This window comes from Pseudomonas atagonensis (assembly GCF_011369485.1).
GTDB classification, from domain to species: domain Bacteria; phylum Pseudomonadota; class Gammaproteobacteria; order Pseudomonadales; family Pseudomonadaceae; genus Aquipseudomonas; species Aquipseudomonas atagonensis.
This window is the reverse complement of sequence record NZ_VXCA01000042.1, coordinates 18,661-36,960: the sequence shown is the minus strand read 5'-3', so window position 1 is coordinate 36,960 and position 18,300 is coordinate 18,661. Positions and strand designations below refer to the sequence as shown.

General features: G+C 62.2%; 16 protein-coding genes. All 16 read right to left on the bottom strand.

Features of this window, described 5'->3' with window-relative positions; all coding sequences use genetic code 11:
• Positions 1–23: 23 nt before the first annotated feature.
• Entirely contained in the window at positions 24–815 is a 792-nt protein-coding gene (locus F2P67_RS25440) for a ChbG/HpnK family deacetylase (protein ID WP_166225356.1), read from the bottom strand.
• Positions 787–1,971 (bottom strand): GNAT family N-acetyltransferase, encoded by a 1,185-nt coding sequence (locus F2P67_RS25435; protein ID WP_166225353.1) that lies wholly within the window; start codon positions 1,969–1,971, stop codon positions 787–789. The genes F2P67_RS25440 and F2P67_RS25435 overlap by 29 nt, the downstream gene beginning before the upstream one ends.
• Before the next feature lie 4 nt (positions 1,972–1,975).
• A complete protein-coding gene (locus F2P67_RS25430; RefSeq protein WP_166225350.1) occupies positions 1,976–2,665 on the bottom strand; it encodes a GNAT family N-acetyltransferase in 690 nt (229 codons plus the stop codon).
• Between the two features lie 173 nt (positions 2,666–2,838).
• On the bottom strand, positions 2,839–4,758 hold the full coding sequence (locus F2P67_RS25425) for a hypothetical protein (protein WP_166225347.1): 1,920 nt from the start codon (positions 4,756–4,758) through the stop codon (positions 2,839–2,841).
• Positions 4,755–6,062 (bottom strand): oligosaccharide flippase family protein, encoded by a 1,308-nt coding sequence (locus F2P67_RS25420; protein ID WP_166225344.1) that lies wholly within the window; start codon positions 6,060–6,062, stop codon positions 4,755–4,757. The genes F2P67_RS25425 and F2P67_RS25420 overlap by 4 nt, the downstream gene beginning before the upstream one ends.
• Positions 6,059–7,060 carry a polysaccharide deacetylase family protein gene (locus tag F2P67_RS25415; RefSeq protein WP_166225341.1) on the bottom strand — a complete coding sequence of 334 codons (1,002 nt, stop codon included), beginning with the start codon at positions 7,058–7,060 and terminating at the stop codon, positions 6,059–6,061. Before F2P67_RS25415 ends, F2P67_RS25420 begins: the two co-directional genes overlap by 4 nt.
• Positions 7,061–7,073: 13 nt before the next feature.
• On the bottom strand, positions 7,074–8,210 hold the full coding sequence (locus F2P67_RS25410; RefSeq protein ID WP_166225338.1) for a glycosyltransferase: 1,137 nt from the start codon (positions 8,208–8,210) through the stop codon (positions 7,074–7,076).
• Positions 8,203–9,171: a glycosyltransferase gene (locus F2P67_RS25405; protein WP_166225335.1), complete on the bottom strand. Its 969-nt coding sequence runs from the start codon at positions 9,169–9,171 to the stop codon at positions 8,203–8,205. Before F2P67_RS25405 ends, F2P67_RS25410 begins: the two co-directional genes overlap by 8 nt.
• Complete coding sequence (locus F2P67_RS25400; RefSeq protein ID WP_166225332.1) at positions 9,168–10,538, bottom strand: O-antigen ligase family protein; 1,371 nt, start codon at positions 10,536–10,538, stop codon at positions 9,168–9,170. The genes F2P67_RS25405 and F2P67_RS25400 overlap by 4 nt, the downstream gene beginning before the upstream one ends.
• Positions 10,535–11,626 (bottom strand): glycosyltransferase family 4 protein, encoded by a 1,092-nt coding sequence (locus F2P67_RS25395; protein ID WP_166225329.1) that lies wholly within the window; start codon positions 11,624–11,626, stop codon positions 10,535–10,537. Before F2P67_RS25395 ends, F2P67_RS25400 begins: the two co-directional genes overlap by 4 nt.
• Entirely contained in the window at positions 11,623–13,215 is a 1,593-nt protein-coding gene (locus F2P67_RS25390; RefSeq protein WP_166225326.1) for a GumC family protein, read from the bottom strand. The genes F2P67_RS25395 and F2P67_RS25390 overlap by 4 nt, the downstream gene beginning before the upstream one ends.
• Before the next feature lie 17 nt (positions 13,216–13,232).
• On the bottom strand, positions 13,233–14,258 hold the full coding sequence (locus F2P67_RS25385) for a polysaccharide biosynthesis/export family protein (RefSeq protein ID WP_166225323.1): 1,026 nt from the start codon (positions 14,256–14,258) through the stop codon (positions 13,233–13,235).
• A 21-nt stretch (positions 14,259–14,279) separates the two neighbouring features.
• On the bottom strand, positions 14,280–14,927 hold the full coding sequence (locus tag F2P67_RS25380; RefSeq protein WP_166225320.1) for a CpsD/CapB family tyrosine-protein kinase: 648 nt from the start codon (positions 14,925–14,927) through the stop codon (positions 14,280–14,282).
• Entirely contained in the window at positions 14,927–15,673 is a 747-nt protein-coding gene (locus tag F2P67_RS25375) for a sugar transferase (protein WP_166225317.1), read from the bottom strand. The genes F2P67_RS25380 and F2P67_RS25375 overlap by 1 nt, the downstream gene beginning before the upstream one ends.
• Positions 15,674–15,691: 18 nt before the next feature.
• Positions 15,692–16,729 (bottom strand): NAD-dependent epimerase, encoded by a 1,038-nt coding sequence (locus tag F2P67_RS25370; protein WP_166225314.1) that lies wholly within the window; start codon positions 16,727–16,729, stop codon positions 15,692–15,694.
• A complete protein-coding gene (locus tag F2P67_RS25365; RefSeq protein ID WP_166225311.1) occupies positions 16,726–18,078 on the bottom strand; it encodes a UDP-glucose dehydrogenase family protein in 1,353 nt (450 codons plus the stop codon). Before F2P67_RS25365 ends, F2P67_RS25370 begins: the two co-directional genes overlap by 4 nt.
• Positions 18,079–18,300: the final 222 nt, after the last annotated feature.

Here is an 18,300-nt window from a genome sequence, read left to right as displayed (position 1 = left end):
GAAAGTATTGCAAGGTATGTAAGTCAATCGAGTGCCGCGGCACCGCGTAGAAAATCCTTGTTTAAGTCGGCATAGGAAACCCGTTGAACCCCCGCCAGCCGCTGCTCTAGCACGCGGCTCAGGGATTCGTCGGGGTTGAGATAGGCATCACCGAAGTCGCTGCCGAGTTGAGTCGGGTGAGCGACGATTTCCAGCACGCCGTCGGTCGGCGCAATGTCGTTGCGCAAGTCAATCGGCGTGCAGACGTAATCGGCCGTGACGCCGGCCAGGCCTTGCAGGCGCCAGTTGAGCAAGCCTTTGAATACGCGTTTCGGCAGGTTGAGGTTTTGCCCCAGGTTGCGCGCCAGGCGAATCGGCACGCCTTGATGTGCGGCGAAGCGCGCGACGATCTTGCCAATCGGCCAGATGTTGTGCACGTGTTGATGCGAGTCGATGTGGCTTGGTCGCAAGCCGTGATCGACGCAACGCTGCCACTGCGCCTGCAATTCTTCGCGCACGGCGTCGCGGTCTTCACGGCTGAGCCACAGCCTGTGGCGTGGCAGGCTGAGGTCGAACACGCCGTAGCCATCGCAGAAGTTGCGCCGGGCCAGAATCGCCTGGCTCAGTGGGCGTCCGTAGGTCAGGTTAAAATGCAGGCCGACCCGGCCTTCGAGCAAGGAATGACGGGCCATGGCGCATGCCGCTTCGAACGCCGGCATGGTCGCCATGGCCGTGGCGGAACTGATGACCCCGGCCTGGAACGCGGCGAAGATCACCGCGTTTTCATTCGGGCTGAGGCCGAAATCGTCAGCGTTGACTATGACTTGGCGAGGCATGTTCGCCCTCCGTGGTAATCGTGACGGCTTTCAGTGCAGGTTTCGCAGGTTCAGCGCGACGGGCCCGCCACGTTTGCACATGCGGCTTGAGTCGATGCCACAGGCGTAAACCCAGACCGAGAAGCAGACCACTGGGCCGCCAGGAATAAAAACTCCAGCGCCAATGCTCCAGTTGCCCGGTCATGCGTTCGTGCAGTTGATGGCTGGAGTTTTCCAGGCTGACGCGCGAGGCATCGATCCAGCGCCAGTCATCGTTCAGCCCCCAGCGAATCCATTCCTCCAGCAACACCCGGCCGCTGCCCAGATCGGCGTATTGCGGCAGGAACGCGAGGTTGTAATCGTACAGCCGGCCCTGTTCGAGCAGGCCGAGGCGATAGCTGATGCAGCGCCCGTTCAGTTCCAGCATCACTACGCGCACCAGACCCTGGCCGGCGAGGGCGGTGAAGGCGCGTTCGATCAATTGCCGACTGCGCTCGTTGGCAAAAATCCCCACACCTTCGTCACCTTTCCAGCTCACCGCTTCCACTTCACTGATTGCCTGCAGCAGCGGACCCATGCTCATCGCGTCCGGCGTGATTCGCCGTACTTCGGCGCCACAGGCCGCGATGCGTTTACGCGCGCGGCGCAGTTTGTAGCGTGGGTCGCCGGAGACTTCCTGATGATCGGCTGCGCTGATCAGGTGCACCGGCACCCGGCAGCTCAGGCGTCGCTCAACGGTGGAGCTGTGCGCCGTCCATTCGGTGAGTGCAATTTCCTCACCGGAAGGCTCGGACAATTCATTGAGTTGCAGCAGGGCGTGGGGCAGGCGCTGGCGGATCAGGCGCAGTGCTTCGCCCATGTCGTTGCCGGCGAGCAGGGACAGCAGCGCCAGGCGATCCGCCAGCGGATAACCCAAGTGATGCACCACGCGAAACGGCACACCGGCGTAGCGCTCGCGACTCGCCACAAGTGGCAGGCACAGGCGCAATTCGTCGGCCTCCCAGCCCAGCAGGATGTGCAAACGCTCACCCTCGCCAAGGGCCTGCTCGGCCGCGCACAACCAACCGAGGTTGTTGAACGGTGTGTGTTCCGTCACTTGCAGACGCAGCGTTTCATACGCCGCTGTCGGGAAGTCGGCGGCGCACATTGACGTGCGCCATTCGAATCGCGCCCCCATAGGCTCAGGCCGCCGTTGCTGTGACAGGTGGACGGGAAGGTTTGCGCAGCGCGTCCAGGCGCGAGCCGCTGTAGCGGGTTTCGCGGTAGAAACGCCAGTGGTTGAACAGGGTGTAGACGTTCATGATCCGGCCCTGCTCGGTGTAACCCATGCGCAGGTGCAACTTGAGCGCCGGAATGTTGTGGAACTCGCAGACGTCGACGACTTTGTCGCAGCCCTGAGCGGCCATGGCTCTCCACAATTCCAGTTGCAAATCCACCGACAGTTCGCTGCCCCAGTAGGCGCGGGTCAGTTCGCCGCCGAATTCGAAAAACTCGCCGGGTTTCACCGGGAACATGCAGCCGTAGTAATGGCGGTCGAAATAGTCCCGGGCGCTGCCCCAGATGAACGCCACGGCGTCGCCCTGATCGTCCAGATGCATGTGCCCGGTGTGGCCCTCGCTGGCCAGTTCAGCCATGGTGCCGACGCGGTCGCCAAAGTATCGGGCGAAGGCACTCGCGTTGTCCGGCGTGATCTTCACCACCCGTAATGGCGGGTAGGGTTTGAGGCTGTGCGGCGGCACCGGGCTGACCAGATCACGCTCCATCCACAACAATTCCTGATGGGAAAAGACCGAATGTTTCCACGCTTTGGCGAGGGTGGCGCGCAGGCCTTTTTGTTTGATGTGTTCGCTGAGTTTGCTGACGATTCCCATGTTGTCTTACTCCGGCGTTCCGGCATACGAACCCTGTGGCGAGGGGGCTTGCCCCCGTTCGGCTGCGTAGCAGTCGTAGAATTTTGGGCCGCTGCGCAGCCCGACGGGAGCAAGCCCCCTCACCACAGAATTGATGTTTGCCTGAAACTTCTTATGACTGATCGGAATTGAGTTCATGACGCGCTCCAGCTCAGGGCAAACAGGGTTTCCCCCGGCACGTCGAAGCTGACGCGTCCGTCGCGGCAGGTCACGGGTGCGTCGCGGCTGCGATTGTCGGCGCCGAAGTAGCGCAGGGCGCCGTTGTTCAGCGGACACCTGGCGCCGCTCAAATCCACACGCTGCAGGCGCGTGCCTTTGTTCACGCCAAGCAGGCCGCGGTGATCGTCGCCGGCCATCGCCAGCACATCGACTTCAAAGGCATCGTTTTCCAGCAGCAGCACCCGGGGCAGCCAGTGTTGCGCGATGAATTGCTGGGCCAGTCCGACCGGTTTCAGCTCAAACCGATCATCGCCCAGCACGCGCAACATGCCTTTGGGGTACTGCGGTTCATCGGCGGCCTGGAACCAGTTGAGCATGGTCAGCAAGCCATCCTGCGAGGCGTTGATCACCACCGAGGCCCACCACAGCGAGGCGTAATGGGTTTCCTGATCGTAGGGGCTGAGGCTCGAACCGCTGGACAGATTGGTCTGATCCAGCAGCAACGCCTTGCGCGGCTGCCCCTTGTCGTCGAGGCCGACCAGTTCCGCCGCGCGGCGCACGCTATCGCGGTAGACGCGGGTGGCCAGCAGATCGCGGATCATCCATTCATGCCAGGCCAGTGCGTCGATCTGCCCGGGCGATTCACTGAGTAAGCGCCGCGCCCAGTCAATGCCACGCTTGTCCGCCGCATTGTTGGCAAACGGCCCGTTGACCAGCCGCGAACTCGCCGGCATGGCGATGCGCACGCCAGCCCTGGCATTGGCCGGATCGCTGCGCACCTGCCGGGCCATGCTGGCGAAGATCGCCTGATACTGCGCGTAGCTTGCATAGTTGAGGTTGGGCTCGTCGGCGAAACCGATGTAGTGCGTGCCTTTGCCGCCTAGCGCACGGGTACCGGCCAGCCACGCATCGAGGCCGCTGTTGCTCTGCACATCGGCGCGCAGATCAGCCTGACGCTGACTGCCGGCCAGCAGGGTGATGTCCTGTTTGATGCCGAAGCGATCCTGATACACCTGGCGGAACGCGTCTTCGAAATGCGGATTTTTTGCCGTCACATCAACAAAGCTGTAGTAACTCGCCGCTGTCGGTTTCAGCGCATCGAGCGCGGCGTGACTGGCCGGCGGCGGCATTACGTAGGGCAGGGCTATGCCCAAATCCGGCGTGCGCCCGAGGACTTTATCGTGCACGGTCAAACGGGTTTGCCCGGCGTCCTCGCGCACGGGTTTGAGTTGCTGCGGATTCTGCGCAAACAGATTGGCCGTGCCGTCGAGCCAGAACGCCGCTTTGCCACTGCCCTGCAAGCGCAGGCGCCAGATCTGTTCACGCGGGCTGACCGGCAACGCCACTTGATCGAACTGCCAATAAGCGCGATAGGGTTTCAGCGCCAGCGTCAGCGCCTGATCATCGCCGACACGCTGCGCCTGCAAGGCGCTGACGCCGCCATGAAACTTGCCCGCCAGCACCGCGTGTTCACCCGGTGCGACTTTGAAATACAACTCGTCACCGTTGTGGGTGTCGGCGCTGAAATGCACTTTCGCCGGGGCGAACAAGGCGACCGTGCGCTCGTCATGTTCAATGCGATAGTTGCGGAAGCTGTAGCCGGGAATCTCCAGTCGATAACTGGCCGCGCCGGCCTGTAACGGCCAGCTCTGACTGCCGCGCACTTCACTGGCGGCAATCGAGCGTTCAGCGGCCAGTTTTCCCTGGCCATCGAGCAGATACAGATGCTCTTCGTTGGCCTGGGCCTGCCACGCCGGCGTCCAGCGAACGGTCACCGTATCCGGTCGATCGGTTTGCAGATAAAGACTGCCGTCACGGATTTCGCCCCAGCGCATCGACGCCGCGAAGGCGTCCAGCGACAGGCCGAGACCGAGCAGCAGGGCCAGGCCTTTCATGCCGCTTTCCGGCGTTGCAGCATCAGCCACATCGGTGCGATGTCGCCGGGTAACACAATCAGGGTTTGCCAGAACGGCACGCCGCTCAAGCGGCAGTAGAGCACCAGCATGGCCACGGTCACCGCCAGGTAGGCAATCGACGAAGCCGCCGCCGCGCCGACAATGCCGTAGGCCGGAATCAGCACCAGGTTCAGTGCCAGATTGAGCAGGGCGCCCAGGCCCATCAGCAACGACACCGTGCCGGGGCGGTTTTTGCCGAGCAGATCCAGGCGCAGAATGCTCGCGTAGCACAAACCGAGCAGCCCCGGCAGCAGGGCCAGCAGTGCCGGATAGGCCGGTTGGTAGGCCACGCCGAACAGAGTGACGATCAGCCATTCGCCGATCAGCGCCATGCTCAGGCAGGCGCCGAGCATCACGGTCGCGGTCAGGCGCAACGCCAGCGGGGTGACTTTGTCCATGCCTTCGTCCTGCTGCAACAGGCGCTTCATCAGCGGCGTGGTCACCGCTTCCGGGACGATCAGCAGCAGTTCGGCAGCAGCACTGGCCATGGCGTAATGGCCGAGCGCGGTACTGCCAAGCAGGGCGCCGATGAACAGATAATCCGAACGCAGAATCACTTGCTGAAAGAGCAAGTCCGGATGGCTGCGGGCGCTGTAACGCAGCAGTTCTTTCTGGCTGGCGCGATCCCATTGCAGTTGCAGCGGTTGTGCGCGTTTGAGCCAGACCCACCCGGCCAGAACCACCAGGCTGATCCCGGCCAGCCAACTGATCAGCGCCGCTTCGAGGGCGGCGCTTTTCCACATCCAGAACAGCGCGACAAACAGCAGCAGCGGCGCCAGCGACTCGACCAGGCGCAAGGCGTTGAACGCGACCACGCCGCCCGAGGCGTTGTGCAAGGTCAGCAACCCGCTCTTCAAAACCGTCAGCGGCACCGCCAGCAGCAACAGCCAGGCCAGCAAGCCGAGCTGCACGGTGACGTCCAGTTCACTGCCGAACTCGCGCACCAGCGCCACCACCAGCAAGGTCAACAAAGCCGCCAGCAGGCAACCGAACACCAACACCTGACTGAGCAACACGCCCATCGGCCGTTGCTTGGCGGCCTGATAACCGACCGCTGAATTCAGCCCGCCACTGGTGGCCGCGCTGATCAGATCCGGCAAGGTGCTGAGCAACGCGAACAAGCCACGCTCGCTCGGCCCGAGAATCCGCGCCAGCAGCACATTGCGCAGCAAACGCAGGGCAATCATTGCCAGTTTGGTGCCCATGCTCAGCGCCAGATGCTTGAGGTAGTGCCCTCGGCTCATGGCCGCGCCCCGCGAAAGATCCGCCACGACAACAGTTCCGGGTTGCGCGCGGTGCGTTGGCTGACGCCAAAACGCGGCAGATTCAGCGGATCGCCTTCGCCGCGATAAATGCCGCTGCCGGTGCCGAGCGCAAACGGATAATCGTGTTCGGCAATCTGTTGGCGCACGCGCGCATCGTTGTCGCCGTTGGGGTAGCAATACACCGGTAGCGCCCGGTTGCAGCCGTTGTACAGCGCATCGCGGCTGCGACTGATTTCTTCGTTCAGACGCACATCGTCAAGGCCGGTGAGGATTGCGTGACTGGCGCCATGCGGGCCGAACCGCACCAGACCGGAAGCTTCCAGTGCGCGCACCTGATGCCAGTCCAGTGCTTGCGGTTGCGATTCCTGCGGGCATTCATCGGTCAGGCGTTCAAGCTCTTGCGGGTCGAGTGCCTTGAGCCCTTGCAGGTAGTGCAGCAAGGCGAGGCTGCGCCGATCGACATCGATGTCGTCGAGCAACACCGGCAACGGGTGGTGCATGGCGTGCAGGCATTCGATCAGGTGCATCCGCGCTTTTTCGCCGTGGCTGCCCCAAAGGGTTTCACCGAGGCTTTCCCACCAGAAGCGCTGACGGCTGCCGATGAAGTCGGTGGAGAGGAAAATGCTCGCCGGCACCTGATGTTTTTGCAGCAGCGGGAAGGCGTTGACCGCGTTGTCGCGCCAGCCGTCATCGAACGTCAGCGCCACCCGTGGCCGCTCGGTGCGCAGTGAATTGGGCTGGAGGATTTCCATCAGCGGCACGCAATCGAAATGCCGACGCAACCACACCAGCAAATGCTCGAAGGCTTTCGGCCCGACGCACAGTTCGTTGCGGTGCGGCAGGTCGGCGGCGCGGTCGTTGGACAGCACCCGGTGCAACATCAGAATCACCCCGGCGCCGTGCAACTGGTTTCGCCCCACCGAGGAATTGAGATACAGCCAGCCACTGGTGCGTTTTATCAGTTGTTTGATCGCCATGGCTTCAGTCCTCTTAACGGTTCTGTTCGGGATTCCACTGGGCATATCGTTGACCGCGCAGGAACTGCCACAGACCGAGACTCATCCCGGCGAGCGTGACCAGCAGAAACGCAGCCAGACGAAACGGTTTCGGCAGGCGATGTTGCGAATCGAGCAAACCGGCAATGGCCACGGCGTAACCGCACAGTTGTGCGATCAGGCTCAGGCGATAAAAACCATGGTCTTCCCACAGCCAGAAATTGCTCAGCAACAGCGGCAGCAGGAGGATCGGCGCGAGGCGGCGGATCAGCTTGTGGCTGATCAACGCCAGCGAATACAAACCATATTTGAGCGGGTTGAGCAGTTCGCGGCGCTGGGCCAGGCTTTGCAGACCGCCGACGGTGACACGCTGGCGACGGCGGAACTGTTTGTCGGCTTCATCGACGCCGTGGTCGATCACTTGCGCTTCGGGCACATAGACGATGCGCTTGTGCGCCACTGGCGCGCAGGTACTGATGAAGAAGTCGTCGTTGACCTCCGCCGGGACGTTCTGGAACAACTCGCGGCGCAGGGCGAGCAGGGCGCCGTCGGCGGAGACCATGCAGCCTGTGCGATTTTCCACGCGGCGCAGCCAGCCTTCGTAGTGCCGATAGAGACTGTCGCCGACGCTCAAGCCGCCGCCGGTGACCGGAATCACCATGTGCCCGGCACACGCACCGACCTGTGGATCGCTCAGCGGTGCAAGCAAGTGGCCAAGGGTGTCGCGTGACCATTGGTTGTCGGCGTCGGTGAACACCAGAATGTCGCCCTTGCTGATCGCCACGCCGGCATTGAGCGTCGCTGCTTTGCCTTGACGCGGCAGGTCGAGCACGGTGATGCGCGGGTCGACGACTTTGTGCGCGCAGGCCACGGTGTCGTCGGTCGAACCGTCGCTGGCGAGAATGATCTGCAACGTTGCCGGCTGATAATCCTGCGCGAGCAACGTGCGCAATTTGTGCTCGATGTGCCGCGCCTCGTTGTGCGCGGCAATCACAATGCTGATGTTCAGTGGCGGTGCCGGGGTGTGGCGCCAGGCCGGGAACAGTGGCGCCAGAAGGCTCAGCAGCAACGGATAGCCCACGTAGGCGTAGACCGGCAGCAACAGGCACATCCAGAAAATGAATTCAGCCACGGGCAGGCCTCCTGGCGTTCCAATGACACAGACTCAAAATGAACGCGGCACCGGCCAGGTGCAGACGCACCCAGTGCAGGCCCCACAATTGCAGCGTCAGGCCGATGTCGCGGTGCTTGATGCTCTGCCGCACGCTGAGCACCAGCCCCGGCACACTGGTCAGGGCGACCATGATCGCGGCGTGGTGCGGGAAGCCGTTGAACAGCGCCGAGACCGCGAGAAAATCGAGAATCCACACGGCAATCGACAACAGCGGAAAACGCAGCAGGCGCAAGCTGAAACCGTGGGTGCGCAGCAATTGCAGATGACTGCCCTGACGCCACATTTCCTTGCCCATCCACTCGCGCCAGTTCATTTCGTAACCCCAGTGCAGGGCGACGTTGTTGTTCACCGACAACAAGATGGCGCCGTTTTCGCGCAGGCGCAGGGTGAATTCCTTGTCCTCGCCGGTGCGTAGGGTTTCGTTGAAACCGCCGACCTTGTCGAACCACGCTCGACGCATCAACAGGTTGGCACTGGGCAACCAGTCGACCACATGCGAGGCCTGCGAGGACACGCGCAAGGTGCGGCGTTGCCACGCAGTGGCGTACCACGGCGCTTCGGCCGGGGTGTGCAGATCGAGGCCGAATACATCGGCCTGCGCACTGGCCTCCAGGTCGAACAGCGGCGTGAGCCAGTCTTCCGGCATCTCGATGTCGGCGTCAATGAACGCCAGCCAGTCGCCGGTGGCGATGGCCGTGCCGCGATTACGCAGGGCGCCGATCAACAGCCCCGGCATGCTCAAGACCTTGGCGCCGAACTGCCGGGCAATCTGCGGGCCGTCGTCGCTGGAGCCGTTGTCGACCACGATCAGTTCGCACTCGATGTTGGCCGCGTGCGCGGCTTTTTGTGCGGCCAGCAGCGTACGACCGATGTGCCGGGCCTCGTTGAACATCGGGATGACGATGCTGATGCGGCTCATGCATGGGCCTCCGTCAGCGGCGCCTGTTCGGCCTTCAGACGCAGGACACTGGTCAGCGCGAGCATGATCCACACGTACTTCTGGTTCGGCGCACTGAGGAACATCAAAAACAGCGTCAGCGACAGAAAGCTCACGCCCAGGTGGGTCATCATGTCGGTCTGCTGCCAGTCGCGCCGTAGCATCCACGCGGCGCGGGCGCGGATCAGGTTGTACAGACCGAGGCCGAGCATGCCGACGAACATCAGCCCGGCGGGAATCCCCAGTTCACTGAAGATTTCCAGGTAGGTGTTGTGAGCACGGCGATAGAGGTCGCCGATCTTGCGGTTGGCGGAAAACGCCTTGGCGTAACCGGTGGTCGCATAGTGCAGCGGGAACGTGCCGGGGCCGGAGCCGAGCAGCGGGTTCTCGCGGATCATCTGGCTGCCGACCACGATGTACGAAGCGCGGCGGCCGAGGGATTCGTCGTCGTGGCCCTTGGCGCCGGCGCTCAATACGCTCAGGGACTGGATGCGCGCAATGTAGCCGGCGGGCATCGCATAAATCGCCAGTGGAATCACAATCGCCGCGCCGAGCATGGCGAAGCCCAGATGGCGCGGGCGAATGCGCGTCAGTTGCACGCGGTAGTGCCAGCAGCCGATCAACAGACTCAGGGCCAGAACCACCAGCCCTGAACGCGATTCGGTTTTGGTCATGCCGCCGAGCAGCAGCAGGCAGCAACCGCCCCAGAACAAGCGGTGCAGCAGATTCGGGCTGCGGATCACCAGCAGCAGGCCCAGCGGAATGGCGAAGGCGATCAGCAGCGCGAACGCGTTGGGGTCTTCGAGCAGGCCGGCAGCGCGGCCCTGATCCTGGAATTTGGTCGAGAACATCGCCATCGCACAGGTGGTGCTGACGGCGAGTGTCACCAGCCGGGCGAACAGGTCGAGGTTGAGTTCGCGGCCGATCAACAGGGTGATGACAAACAGGATCAGACCGACGCTCAGCTCGCGCAGATGCCCCAGCGACATGCCCATGTCATCGGTGTTGAGCAGGCTGAGGAAATACAGAACCATGAAGCCGATCAGGTACCGCCAGATATTGCTGCGCAGACGCTCCGAAGGAATCTGGTGCAGCGCCAGTTGGAGCATCAGGATCACCGCCAGCGAAGCGCCGATGAGTTTACTGCCCGACAGCGAACTGTCCTTGAAGAAGCCTTCGAACGGCACCAGGGCGGCGATCCCGAGCAGGCCCCAGGTCGGCTTGCGGTAGAGCACCGCGAACCCGACCAGGCCAAGCACCGCGCCCGGCGCCAGATATGGATAAGGGCTGGCCAGCAAGGCAATGCAGACCACACCGAGCAGACTGACGATCGAGAGCGGGAAAATCATGCGCGTGCCTCCCGTGCCGTGCGGATGTACAGCTGCGACCAGCGTTCGGCGAGGGCCTTGAGGTCGTAGCGATCCTGTTGTGTGCGTTTTGCGTTGTCGCGCAATTGCCGGCCCAGCTTCGGTTCCGACAGCAGTGTATCGAGCTGGCGGGCGAGGGCGCTGCTGTCGGCGGGTTCGGCGAGCAAGCCGTTGTGCCGGTGTTCCAGCACGTCGGGAATCCCGCCGACACCGAAGGCCACCACCGGCACCCCGGCCTGCATCGCCTCCAGCAGAATCATCGGCGTGCCTTCGGTGCGCGAACTGATCACCAGCGCATCGAGCTGCTGCCACCACGGTTGCATTGCAGTCTGGTAGCCGGGCAAACGAATGCGTTGTTGCAGCCCGGCGGCGTCGATCCGCGTTTGCAGCGCCTCGTGTTCCGGGCCATCGCCGAGCATCACGGCATCCAGTTGCGGATGTTGGTGACACAGCGGAATCAGTGCATCGAGAAACAGATCCGGGCCTTTTTCACTGCTCAAGCGGCCGACGTAACCGGCCAGCCAGCGTTGCCGGTCAACGTCCGGCACCATCGCCGCTGCCGCCGGCAATCCGTTGGGAATCACCTGCAATTTTTCCGCACGCACGCTGGCCTGACGGTGCAGTACGGCGATGCTTTCGGCGACACAGACCACCCGATCCACCGAGGCGGTGCGGCACAGTTGCAGACTGAGCCAGGTGTAGAACTTCTGCTTGCGACTGCGCGGGGTGAAACCGTGCTGGGTGATCACCAGCGGCAGACGCAACAGCGTTGCGCCGACCCAGCCGAACAGCAGACCTTTGAAATTGTGCGTGTTGATCAGCGGCCGTTCCCCCTGCCGCTGGCGCAGGTGCCGGAGCAATTCAGCCAGCCCGGCACAGCTGCGACAGTCCACCCCGGCCTCACGAAAGCGCTCGATCAAGGTCGGCGGCGCGTCGAGAAACAGCACCTGATGCTGTCCCGGCGTCGCCAGACAATGATCCAGCAACATCCGCTCGGCCCCATAGAAACCGCCGCTGCTGAGCAAATGAATGATCGGCAGCGCGGCGTTCGGGGCGGACGGGGTGTTCAATTGCGCACCCAGTGCAGGAAGCTCGGCACCGTCCAGTTCTTGTGCGGATTGCTCGGCAGCGCGTTCTGGTCGTTGATCACCAGCAACACCGGTACGCCCAGCTCGTGGCTGATTTGCGCCGGATGTTTAAAGCGATGATCGAAGAACTCACGCACGTAGACGAAGGCGATCGCCAGCAGCAACCCGGTGAACAGACCGAACGGAATGATCAGCATGGGTTTGGGAAACGCCGCTTCGGTCGGTTCGAACGGCGGGCTCAGCACCCGGGCGTTGGACAGATCGTCATTGAGCGAGCGAGTGGTGCTGCTTTCGGCAAAACGCTGGGCGTAGGTCGAGAACGCGGCGTGCATCGCATCGATCTCGGTGTCCATCTGGCGCAGCTTGCTCTGGGTCTGCTGCAACTCGTGGATGCGGTTCTTGAACTCGGCGATGCGTGCGGTTTTCTGATCGATCACTTGCTGCACCACGGCCAGATCGTTGGTGCGTTCCTGAATGCGGTTACTCACCACTTTGAGGAATTGGCCACGGGTGCGGGCAATCTGTTCGCGGGTCAGCAGCATCGGTTCGCTGCTCGGCTGGAACACCGCCAGATCATTCATGTAGCGGCTGACCTGGGTGGTCAGTTGCTCGCCGAGCTGTTTGATCTCCCGATCCTCGAACGCCACGTTGTCGACGGTGGTGGTGAAGGTGTAGGGGAAGGTGTAGTCGTTGAGCTTGTTGGAGCTGGCCGCGGCGAGGCTGGTTTTCAGGTATTCGAGCCAGCGCTGGCTTTGCAGCAAGCGATCGCGGTACAGGTTCAGCGCCTGCTCTTCGGTGTTGATCGCGTTGAGGCGGAAGGTGATTTCTTCCTTCGGGTCCGACGCGCCGACACTTTCCAGCAATGCCTGACGGTTGCCTTCCAGGCCATCGAGACGCACTTGGTAGAGGTGCTTCTTGGTTTCGTAGAACGACTGCGGCAGGTCGATCGATTGCAAGGCCTGACGGCTGACCAGATAGTTCTGCAGCAGGGCGGCGACAAACGTCGTGCCCTGATGCGGATCGGGGAAGCTGTAGACGATGGAGATCACGTTGGAACCGGGCAGCGTCTCGATTTTCAGGCTGTCGATGGCTTGCTGGGTCAGCGCGTCGAGGGCGGTGTCACGCACCGGATCGGTCTGCAAGCCGAGCGCGCCGCGCACCGGGTTGATCACGTACTGACGCAGTGGCGAGCTGATGTAGCGCTTGAACGGATCGCCGACCAGTCTGGCGAACATGCCCGGTGGCGGGGTGTATTCGCCTTTGTCGCGCAGTTCGCTGATGGTCTGACGGATCAGCGCCGGCGAACGGAGGATATTGCTCTCGGTTTCCATGTCCGCCAGCGAGGGCGGAATGAACGTGGCGTTGTCCACCGTGAGCGACGTGGTGGCGTCGCCCTGGGAAAGTTTTTTCGACTGCACGATCACCTGGGCGGTGATATCGAAGCTCTGTTTGAGCACCAGCGGCAGCAGCAGGGCGATGACTGCAAAGATCAGGAAGATCCGTTTCACCAGTTGCTTGTTGGCGAAGAAGATCCTGAAGAACTCATGCAGGTAGTTTTCCTTTGGATTCATGGCCGGTCACCTGAGAGTCAGTTGTTGTTACTGTCTTTGTTGTCGACGCGGTAGCCGAAGCTGAACCCGACGCCCTGGAACAGCACCACGTCGGCCAGTTGCCGGGCGAGTTCGCCGGCGCTGGCCAGTTTGGTTTTCGGCACGTAGAGCATGTCGTCCGGTTGCAGGTAGGCGATTTGCGGCGCCTCGCCCGACAGGGCTTTCTCGACGTCGTAACGCACGGCCTGCACCTGATTGCCGTTGCGGCGCATGATCACCACCGAATCCAGGCGCGCCTTGACGTTGGTGCCACGGGCCAGGGTCAGTGCTTCAAGCACCGAAACCGGCCGGCGGATCGGGTAGGAGCCCGGCTGGCCGACTTCTCCCAGCACATAGATTTCATTGCCAGCGGTGGATTTGAGCAGCACGTCCACGGTCATCCGGCCCGGCAGTTGCGCGTATTTCTTGTTGAGGAAAGTTTCCAGTTGATTGACGGTCATGCCTTGCAGCGGCACGGCGCCGATTTCCGGGAAGCTCGCGTAGCCGTCGGTGCCGACGGTGATCTCGCGGCTCATGCCGGTGGCCGGGTGGTTGAGCGCGCTTTTCAGGTTCTGCTCATTGGTCAGCGGGCTGATGATCTGCACGGTCAACTGATTGCGGTTGGGCTGGAACAGTTGTTTGCGCTGGTAGGCGCGCTGGATTTCCTCGCGTGCCTCATCGCTGGTCAGCCCGGCGATTTTCACCGAGGTGTTGGCGCCCGGCAGTTCGATGGTGCCGTCGGGCAGCACCAACTGGTTGCCGTTGAGCTGGCTGGCAGCGGTGAAGTTCAGGCCGATCTGGTCACCCGACTGCACGCGGTAGGCGTCCGAGCCGCTGGTGCTGATGTGAAAGATCACGTCCAGCACATCTTGCGGGCGCAGGGTCTGTTCGACCTTGGGCATGTCGGTCGCCTGGGCGTTGGCCGGGGTGGCGGTGAGGATATTCACCGGCATGTTCTGGGTTTCGGAGGTGCTTGAGCAGCCTGCAAGCGGCAGCATCAGCAGCACAAGAATCTTGGCGTTCATGGCGTCATCCTTTGCGTTTGCTTACAGGTTTTTGTAGAGCCATTTGGGCATGTAGTACTTGCGCCGGTTGAACACGCTACCGACCACTTTTGCCCCGGCCTGCGTCAGGCGTTGCACGGCGGCCTGCGCGACTTCCCAGCGCGTGTCTTCGGCGCGAACCACGAACACCACACCATCGACCTGGGTGCTGATCACCAGCGTGTCGGCGGCGGAGTACACCGCATCGCCGTCAATCACCACGAAGCGGTACTGGCTGCCCAACTGATCGAGCAACGGGCTCAAGCGTTCGGCGGTCAGGTGTTCCGTGGTGCGGATCGGCCGGCCGTTGGGCAGCACGTGGAAGGGCAGGCTCGACACCTGCACCACGCAGTCCTGCAGCAGCGGCGGGTTTTCTGCGCTGAACAACAGGTCGCGCAGACCGCGCTCCTTGCTCAGATTGAGCTGCTGAGTGAGGTTGCTCGCCGACTGGCTGGCGTCGACCAGCAGCACCTGGCCGCTGCTCATCTGCGCCAGTTGACTGGCCAGGGCCAGGGCGCTGGTGGTGGTGCCGGCGCCGGGGTTGGCGGCGGTCAGAAAGAGGATCCGCAGATCAAGATCCAGCACGGTCGAGGTCAGGTTCGATTCGCTGGGGCTGGCGATGCTCAGACTTTTATTGGTTGAACCGTCCATTAGCTTGCTCCGTGGCCGCTGAATACTTTGAAGGGGGTTTTCAACAGGATCTTCAAATCAAGCAAAAGGCTCTGCTCGGCGATGTAGCTGAGGTCCAACTCAACGCGCTGGTCGAAGTCGATATTGCTGCGTCCGGAGATCTGCCACAGGCCGGTCATGCCGGGGTAGATGGCCAGACGCGCGAGGTGACTGTCCTTGTAGCGATAGGCGTTGAACGAGGTCGGACGCGGGCCGACCAGGCGCATGTCGCCGGTCACTACGTTGATCAGGTTGGGCAGTTCATCAAGGCTGGTGCGCCGCAGAAAACTGCCGATGCCGGTGATGCGTGGGTCCTGGTCAATCTTGAAATCGATGGCGTCGGCCCCGTGCTTGTTGAGGTGACGCAGCGACTCTTTCAATTCTTCAGCGTTGCAGACCATGGTGCGGAACTTGAACATGCCGAACTTGCGGCCGCGGTAGCCGGTGCGCTTCTGCACGAACATCACCGGGCCTTTGCTGGTGAACTTGATGGCCAGTGCCAGACCCAGCAACAACGGCGAAATCATCACCAGAATGGTCAACGCACCAAGGCAGGCCACCACTCGATTGGTGCGTGACAGCTGCCATGGCCGGCCACCCTCGCGCCCGGAGAACCAGCCGCGACCCTGGCGGTGAATTGCCGCATCCAGGCGCATGCGTTGTTCCGGATCCATGCGTTTGTCGCGAACCAGTTGTTGGATCGGTACACCTTTCTCATGTCCAGTCATACAGTCCTCCGCTGATGTTCAGCCGCGAGCGGCGCGTGGGCGATAGGCAGGGGGGTAGTAGTCGCGGAACCAGGCGATGAAGCGCCCGAGTCCCTCATCCAGCTCGATCCGGGGCTGGAACCCGGTGGCCTGGGCCAGATCATCGGTCTCGGCACAGGTGTTGAGCACATCGCCCGGTTGCAGGGGCAGCAGCTCGACGATGGCTTTCTGGCCGAGGTGTTTTTCCATCAGTGCCAGGTAGGTTTTCAACTCCACCGGGTGGTGCCCGCCGATGTTGAACAGGCACCACGGCGCCATGCTGCTGCCCGCGTCGGGGTGCTCGCGATCCCACTCCGGGCGGTTGTGCGGCGGGCGGTCAACGAGGCGCGCGATGCTTTCGACGATGTCGTCGATGTAGGTGAAATCCCGTTGGTGCTCGCCGTAGTTGAACAGCTTCAGCGGCGTGCCGTCGGTGATCGCCCGGGCGAACTGGATCGGCGACATGTCGGGCCGCCCCCACGGCCCGTACACGGTGAAAAAACGCAGGCCGGTGCAAGGAATGCCGAACAGATGGCTGTAGCTGTGGGCCATCAACTCGTTGGCTTTCTTGGTCGCGGCGTACAGCGACAGTGGATGATTGACGCCGTCATGCACCGAGTACGGCGTGTGCTGATTGGCGCCGTACACCGAACTCGACGAGGCATAGATCAGATGCTCGACCGGATGATGCCGGCAGCTCTCCAGAATGTTCAGGAAACCCGCGAGGTTGCTGTCCATGTAGGCCCGTGGATTTTCCAGCGAATAGCGCACTCCGGCCTGCGCCGCGAGGTGGATCACCACTTGCGGGCGTTCGCGCACGAACAGCGCTTCGATGGCCGACGCATCGGCCAGGTCAACCGTGGCGAGCTGGAAATCGCCGGCCTGCGCGCGCACCCACTGCACGCGGTCGTGCTTGAGTTGCGGGTCGTAGTAGGCGTTGAAATTGTCCAGGCCGACTACCGAATGCCCGTCGCGCAGCAACCGCAGCACGCAATGGGCACCAATGAAACCGGCCGCACCGGTGACCAGGATTTTCATGACCGCAGCCCTTCAGGGGCGATGTGGCGCAGACCGATGCCGCTGTAATGCAGGCCGGCGGCGGCCAGGTGTTCCGGGTTGTAAAGATTGCGACCGTCGATCACCACCCGCGAGCGCAGTTTGCTCGCGAGAAACTCGAAATCGACCACGCGGAAGTTTTTCCACTCAGTGCAGATCACCAGCGCATCGGCGTCTTCCAGCGTGTCGTCGCGGGTGGCGCACAGGTGCAGGTCATCGCGGTAGCCGTAGATGCGCCGGCACTCGGACATGGCCTCCGGGTCGTAAGCTTGGACGCTGGCGCCTTCGGCCCACAGCGCATCCATCAGGTAGCGGCTGGGGGCTTCGCGCATGTCATCGGTGTTCGGTTTGAACGCCAGCCCCCAGACCGCAATGGATTTGCCGGCCAGCCCTTGCGGGAATTGCGCTTTCAGTTTGCTGAAGAGGATGTGCCGTTGAACGTCGTTGACGTCGGTGACGCTGCGCAGCAGTTTCAGCGGCATGCCATTGTGTTCGGCGGTGTGCAGCAGGGCGCGCAAGTCTTTGGGAAAGCATGAGCCACCGAAGCCGCAGCCCGGATAGATGAAGTGGTAACCGATGCGCGGATCGGAGCCGATGCCTTTGCGCACAGCTTCGATGTCGGCACCGAGCAATTCGGTGAGGTTGGCCAGTTCGTTCATGAAGCTGATGCGGGTGGCGAGCATCGCGTTGGCCGCGTACTTGGTCAGCTCCGCGCTGCGGTTGTCCATGAACATGATTTTTTCGCGGTTGCGGCAGAACGGCGCGTACAGCTCGTTCATCTGTTCGCGGGCTTCGTCGTCGCGGGTGCCGACGATGATGCGGTCAGGGCGCATGCAATCGGCGAGGGCGCTGCCTTCCTTGAGAAATTCGGGGTTGGACACCACACGCACTTGCAGGTCGGTTTTGCCGCGACGCAGCAATTCACTGTTGGCCGTGGCCAGCACCTGATCCGCCGTGCCCACCGGCACCGTGGATTTGATGATCAGCGTGCGATCCGCCTCCATGTGTGCGGCAATCTGCCGGGCCACATTGAGCACGTGGCTGAGGTCGGCGGAACCGTCCTCGTCGGCCGGCGTACCGACGGCAATGAAGATCAGCTCCGCGTGTTCCACCGCGTCGCTGGCCTGAGTGCTGAATAATAAACGGCCGGCCTTGATGTTTTCTTCCAGCGTCGCCGATAAACCCGGCTCACTAATAGGCGGCACCGCTTGTTGCAGTTGTTTAATCTTGTTCGGATCAATGTCCACGCATAACACGCGATGCCCTACATCGGCCAATGCCGCCGCTTGAATAAGCCCGACATAGCCCGTACCAAATACGCTCACGTCCATATTGGCGCGCCTCGTAAATCGGTGGGAGGAAGATCAAAATTGAACTGTCAAAAGGGGTATAGCGCAGGGAGAGAAAAGCGTGTCAGCAAAATGACATGTTGCACGTGTATAACAGCCCCCATTTTCGGGGCGATTGGCCATCAAGTGCTTGCTGTGTCTGCGTTTGCCCCGTGCTTGACAGGTTTTTCACATTTCGAAGAAATCGATAAACGGTCGAAACCC